This window comes from Thermodesulfovibrionales bacterium (assembly GCA_035622735.1).
GTDB lineage: Bacteria > Nitrospirota > Thermodesulfovibrionia > Thermodesulfovibrionales > UBA9159 > DASPUT01.
This window is the reverse complement of record DASPUT010000231.1, coordinates 1-6,534: the sequence shown is the minus strand read 5'-3', so window position 1 is coordinate 6,534 and position 6,534 is coordinate 1. Positions and strand designations below refer to the sequence as shown.

The 6,534-nt window shown below is 55.3% G+C and carries 4 protein-coding genes; 3 read left to right on the top strand and 1 reads right to left on the bottom strand.

What is annotated here, in order from left to right; genetic code table 11:
* The coding region (locus VEI96_12160) for a DNA translocase FtsK (GenBank protein ID HXX58747.1) at positions 1 to 1,300 on the top strand (1,300 nt) is incomplete at its 5' end.
* 100 nt (positions 1,301 to 1,400) lie between these two features.
* Here the strand turns inward: VEI96_12160 and VEI96_12155 are convergent.
* On the bottom strand, positions 1,401 to 1,559 hold the full coding sequence (locus VEI96_12155) for a hypothetical protein (protein ID HXX58746.1): 159 nt from the start codon (positions 1,557 to 1,559) through the stop codon (positions 1,401 to 1,403).
* Positions 1,560 to 1,597: 38 nt separating this feature from the next.
* Here VEI96_12155 and glnD point away from each other — a divergent pair, with 38 nt between their 5' ends.
* Both glnD and VEI96_12145 read left to right on the top strand, forming a co-directional pair.
* Positions 1,598 to 4,177, top strand: coding sequence for a [protein-PII] uridylyltransferase (gene glnD, locus VEI96_12150; GenBank protein HXX58745.1), 2,580 nt, complete (start codon positions 1,598 to 1,600; stop codon positions 4,175 to 4,177).
* On the top strand, positions 4,159 to 6,534 hold a 2,376-nt coding region (locus VEI96_12145), incomplete at its 3' end, for a hypothetical protein (protein ID HXX58744.1). The genes glnD and VEI96_12145, both read left to right, overlap by 19 nt.

Sequence of the window (6,534 nt, the reverse complement as noted above, 5' to 3'; positions counted from 1 at the left end):
AATGCTCGAAAAGAAGCTCAAGGACTTCGATGTTGAGGGAAAGGTCACGCAGGTCTATCCCGGTCCCGTCGTTACGATGTACGAATTTGAGCCGGCACCGGGTGTCAAGATGAACCGGGTCGTCTCCCTCTCGGATGACCTCGCCCTTTCCTTGAAGGCGCAGAGTGTGAGGGTATCGGCGATACCGAACAAGGCGGCGATCGGCATAGAGGTGCCAAACAGAAGCCGGGAGACGGTCTGTCTCAGAGAGATCATATCCGCGGACATCTTCCAGAGGAGTCATACGAGGCTCACCCTCGCTCTCGGCAAGGATATCTTCGGAACCCCCATCGTCGCTGACCTCTCGCGGATGCCACATCTCCTTGTTGCGGGGGCGACCGGTTCCGGCAAGAGCGTCTCGATCAATTCGATGGTCGTGAGTATCCTCTATAAGGCTACGCCCCGGGAAGTGAAGATGCTCATGATAGATCCGAAACTCCTCGAACTCTCGTCGTACGAGAAGATACCCCATCTCATTTCGCCGGTTGTAACGGGGGCGAAGGAGGCTGCAGAGGCCTTGCGGAAGATGGTCTTCGAGATGGAGAGACGATACCGGCTCCTCGCGGAAAAGGGGGTGCGAAACATCGAGAGCTTCAATAGGGTAGCCCCCGACGAAGAACAGCTTCCGTATATCGTGATCTTTATCGATGAACTCGCGGACCTTATGTTCGCCTCAGGCAACGAAGTCGAGGACTCGATCGCGAGGCTGGCGCAGATGGCGAGGGCCTCCGGCATACACCTGATCGTCGCAACGCAGCGGCCTTCAGTCGATGTTATCACGGGAGTGATAAAGGCCAACTTTCCGGCGAGAATAGCCTTTCAGGTGACATCGAGGATAGACTCAAGGACGATCATCGACAGTCAGGGCGCAGAGCAGCTCCTGGGGAAGGGTGACATGCTCCTCATGCTTCCGGGGTCGAGGATCCTGCGAGTCCACGGCGCCCTTGTGAGCGAGGAGGAGATAAAGGCGATCACCGATTTCATCACGCCTCAGGGAGTGCCTGACTATTCGCTCTTTGAGAGCATCGCAATCGAAGAGCCGGGGAACGAGAGCGAATCCCCGGAGAGGGACGAGATGTATCGGAAGACCCTCGATTTTGCCGAGTCCGTCGGTGAGGTCTCGATATCGTCAATACAGCGGCGGTTCAAGATCGGGTATAACCGGGCCGCGAGGATTATGGAACTCATGGAAGAGGACGGGCTCGTCGGTCCGCCGAGAGGGGCGGGGAAACCGAGAGATTATCTCGGGAGAAGAAGATAATTCGCCCTCGTTCTTCATAGCTGGCGGTGCCGGCCTGCGCGGAAAACGGAACGGCGCTGCAGTAGGCAGGGCCCCGCGCCAAAGGACGTCATGAGCTCGTTCAAATCCATGTCCTCGATTCATGGGAAGGCATTATGTTGCCGTTCTCATCAGCCATCACGGCAGCACCAATGATGTAGGTGCGGGAATAGGGAATGAATAAGAACCGCGCAGGATTCGTGATCGGATCATCTGCACCCGCGGACGAGGGAATAAGCATGCAGAGAATCCGGGAAGGTGAGAAGATATCAGAATCGTATGGATATAGGCGAACTCACAGGGCTTTTGGAGAAGGGTTATAGCGGAAGGCAATTGACGGCCCACTTTACGGGGAGGACGGATTCACTCCTCAGCGGCCTCTTCTCCGCGACCGATGCCCGCTCCGGTCTCTGCATCATGGCCGTCGGCGGATATGGGAGGGGCGAACTCGCTCCGTTCTCCGATATCGATATCATGCTCTTTGCCAGGGACCGGTCTGCGTCGGAAAAGGCCTCAGAATTTCTCTACAAGCTCTGGGATACGAATCGGGCAATCGGCCATTCATTCAGAACGCCCGCCGATTGCATTAGTGAGGCGAGAAAGGACGTCAAGACGAGGACGTCCCTTCTCGAACATCGCTACATAGCGGGCGACAGGGATTTGTACCGCTATTTTATGGACAGCGTTTACCCCGAGATCGCATTCAGGGAGTCGAGCAGATTTATCACCGAAAAGTTGCGCGAGGTCGAGACGCGGTACAGGAAGATAAGCGACTCCGTCTACATGCTCGAACCGCAGGTCAAGGAGGGAAAGGGTATGTTGAGGGACATCCATACCCTTCTCTGGCTCGCGAGCATAAAACTGAGGATGAGGAATTTTGACGAGCTTGCGAGGATACTCGCGCCGGAGGAGTTCAAAAAGCTTGCGAAGGCTTATGACTTCCTCCTGAAGGTGAGGTTCTGTCTTCACCTTCTCAGCGGGCGGAGAAACGATATCCTCTCCTTCGAATTCCATGAAGGCATCGCGGAAATGCTCAACTTCAAGGCCTCCAGGCGGCTCCTCGCGTCAGAACGGTTCATGCGGTATCTCTATCTCAGGGCATCGGCCGTTCATGATGTCACGGCGCGGAGCCTTGACTTGTTTGCTCTGCGGAGTGTGAGCGAAGAGAAGAGAGACAGCAGGATATTGCCGTTCCTCTATGCGAGGAAACGGATAACGGCCGATTTTTCCCTCTCGAAAAACCGGATCGTCGCGAACGGCGACTGTCTCAAGGAGAGACCGGAGGCAATCATCGAGGCATTTTCTGTCATGGCAAAGACGGGAAAGCGTTTCAGCCCCCGGCTGAGGGATGAGATACGGAAAAACCTCTACCGAATAGGGAAGGCGACGAGAAGCTCTCAGGAAGCGGCAGAATCTTTCATGGATATTATCAGGGGACCCAGGTCGTACGAAACATTGCGGGAGATGCACAACAACCGGGTCCTCGGAAGGTTCGTCCCGGAGTTCGGTGCGCTCAGCTTTCTCGTGGTCTACGAGCCCTATCATCGCTATACCGTCGATGAACACGCCCTTCACGCGGTCAAGAAATTGACTGAACTCGGGGACACGAAATACAAGAACCTCGAGCACCTTTCCGGGGTATTCAGGGAGGTGAGGCAGAAGGAGATACTCATCCTTGCGCTCCTCCTCCACGATATCGGGAAGAAGGGAATCGTAAAGACCTATCGGTACGGTTCCGGGGGAGGCCATCATGAGGAGGCGGGCTATCTGGAAGTAAAGAACATCATCGAGAGATTGAACCTCACGGTCGGACAGAGATCGGGAATAGAATTCCTTGTGAAGAACCATATCCTCATGGCATCCGTGGCCTTCAAGGGAGACACGGAGGATCCCGAGGTCATAGCGCAATTCGCCGATGACCTGGGAGGGAGGGAAAATCTCGACGCGCTCTATCTCCTCACCTATGCAGACATGACCTCCGTCAGTCCCGACTTCTGGACTGAATGGAAGGCCTATCTCCTTAAAGAACTCTATGAGACGACATCGCGGTATCTCGGGGGATTTACCGGCGACCTTCCCGACAGCCGGAGATTAGACGATCGGTTCGGAAATCACCTCCTCCTGAAGAAGGGGTTTCGTTCCCAGGCTGAGCGGGAAGAGGTAGAACGGTTTCTCGCGTTAATGCCGGAGCGATATCTCATCTCTTTGACGCCGGAGAGGTTATTCGAAGACTTCGGACTTTACCGGGAGGTGACGGAGAAGAGGTTCGGATTCAGGGTGAGGGAAGATTCTGCGGGCACCGCAGAGGTGAGCATCGGCGGCTGGGACAGTCCCGGTCTGTTTTCGAGGATAGTCGGTGTCCTCTCGTCCCTCGGTATGAATATTTACCGCGCGAGGGTATATACGGGCAGCGGCGGAATCGTCATCGATAAAATTCAGGTCGCGAACTGGGGAGATATCTGTTGGGACGGGATCTGTCAGGATCTCGGGGTCAGACTCAGGGAGGCGGTATGCGGCGGGAGGCGGTACCGGTATGGAGGAATTCAGGGTATGAGAAGCGGAGCGGGCGGTGCCGGTCCAAGACCTGAAGTCCTTGAGAGGTTCGGCCCCTTTATCGAAATCGACAACGAAACCTCAGCCGAGAACAGTATCCTCGAATTTTTCGCCCAGGACAGGATAGGACTCCTCTATGACGTGACAAGCCTGATTCATGAGAAGGATATTGGTATAATATCGGCGAGGATCAATACCGAATCGGGGATTGCGAACGACATCTTCTCCCTGCAACAGGGCGGGAAAAAGCTTGAGGGGATAGCGATCCATGAACTGTTGCTGTCATTATGGGAAAGATTAAGATAAAGCGGATAGTTTTTCTATCTTCCGTACTGCTCGTGCTCGGCGTCCTCACCCTCATCGGCAGAGGACCGTATATCTCCAACCAGCTCAAGAGGCTCATACTTCCCGAACTCTCGGCCGCAACCGGCAGGGAGGTCATTGCCGAAAAAATATATATCAACATTTTTCCCCTTACGATCGAGGTCAGGGATCTCAGGGTCTTCGAGAACGGAGAAGAGATCATCCGTCTCCCCAGGGTCAAGGGCTACATTGAGATTTCAGGATTTCTGGATAAGGAACTCATCGTGAGACGGCTCGTGATACGGGATGCCGCCGTGAGGAGCGATGAATCACAGCTCACCGATATCATCCGCAGGGTACGGGAATATCTTGCCCTCGAAAGAAAATCTCCCATCAAGGTGGTCTTGAAGACCCTTGCGGTGGATGACGGCACCTTCACCTTCGATTATCGCGGCAACCGGTTGACCGGAAGCGGTCTGAACGGAGAGGCTATTCTCAAGGCTCCGCAAACAATCATCACGCGGAAATCACCTTCTCCCCGGATCACCTTTTCCGTCAGGCACCTCTCATCCCGGATAGAAGGCTGGCCCGAAGTCAAGGGTGAAATCAAGGGGACGGTAGTGCTACGGGACGACGCGGTAGAGATTAAAGGAGTGCAGGTAGGCTTCTACGGATCGATGGTACATGCCAGCGGTGTATACGCCGGCGGGCGCGGCGGACTCCAGGTTCGGTTGGGGCTCCTCATGGAGTCGGCTAAGAAGATCTTCGGTCTGACGCAGAAGGGAGAAGGCGGCGTCACCGCGAAGGGCACGGTAGAGCTCATCGCGAATAATCCCCTGCAGTCGACCGTCGACATGGAGCTCAAGGGAGAAATGTACCTGGAGGCTCTCATGGAGTTGCTGAAGGTAAAGGAGAAGGTGGAGGGTCTTGTCTCCTTCACCGGAAACCTCAGAGGTCCCCTGAACAGTCTCGCAGGGACTGCGAAGGCACGCTTGCGGAAGGGAAATCTCTTCGGCATCGATCTCGATGCACTCGACAGTACCGTCTCGTACCGTGATGGAAATCTGATCTTTACCGGGGGACACGCTTCTCTCTCCCACGGGACTGCCGATGCCGAGGCGACTATCGCCATTTCAGGCCCTCCATACTATTCCCTGAACGTGAAGGGTTACGGTATTGACAGTAGGACTGTCTTCAAGTTTATCGGATGGGACCCGGGTATCCCGGAGGGCAAGGTAAGGGGGGAGTTGCGCACGGAGGGAGAGAAGTTCGCCCCCTCGGGCTGGTTTGATTACGAGAGTATCGAAGAGGGCGGAGATGTCCTCGGAAGGGTCAAAAAGGCGAATGGTTCTTACAGTCTCCGGGACGATGTCCTCAGCCTGTCCGGTACCGAGATCAGCACGGCCCGGTCGCACGTGAGTCTGCACGGCGACATCGACATCGCGTCCTCGGTCTTATCCCTCGAGACAGAGATGAGAACCGATGATATCTCGGATATAACATCGCCGTATCTGCGGGAGCTGACTGGGTCAGGGACCGCCGGAGGCACGGTGACAGGGAAGTTTGATAATCCGTCACTCAACTGGACAGTGAGGCTCAGAGGAGCCTCTTTCGAAGGATATCATTTTGGGGATGCCGCCGGCGATCTGAATTACAGAAAGGATCTTCTCGAAGTGAAGGATGCCACCCTAGGCGATGCCGCTCGCTCCTCAGAGTCTCTGGCGGTGCGGATCAGAGGGGCTATCAGATTTCCCGACGCCAGAGAACTCTTCGATGTGAAGAAACCGCAGTATGCGCTCCGGGTTAGCCTGAAAAACGGCGATCTCGAGAGGCTCTCACGGATCGTGTACAAGAAGAAATTGGACCCGTCTCCAAAGGGAATGGTGGAGGCCGACATCGGCATCTCCGGTTCCGGATCGGAACCTCTCTATGAAGGCACGCTCCGCATCACAGAGCTTAAGGTGGGCGACATATTTTTCGATTCTCTTTCGACGTCGATTTCTTATGACTACAAAGTCCTTTCACTAAAAGACCTGCTCCTGAAGAAAGGCGGATCAACAGTGACAGCCGACGGGAACATTTCCCGCGACGAAACCTTCAGGTTCAGGGCATCGGGCAGGGACGTATTCCTGAAGGATGTTGCACCGCAGAGACTGCGAGCCGATGCACGCCTCTCTTTCCGGGCCGAAGGGAAGGGGACGCTCGATAATCCGATGGTAGAGATGGAAGGAACGTTGAAGGGATGGAAGTTCAGGAACCTCGACGTAGGGGATGGGACCATGAGCGCTTCCCTGAAGGGCAGAACCGTGACGGTGGATGCGCGGTTCTTTGATGAGAAGGTCACCTTGACGGGCATGGCA

Coding starts and splice junctions, on each gene's coding strand:
- VEI96_12155 (HXX58746.1), bottom strand. CDS start 1,559: ATGCTTATTCCCTCGTCCGCGGGTGCAGATGATCCGATCACGAATCCT.
- glnD (HXX58745.1), top strand. CDS start 1,598: ATGGATATAGGCGAACTCACAGGGCTTTTGGAGAAGGGTTATAGCGGA.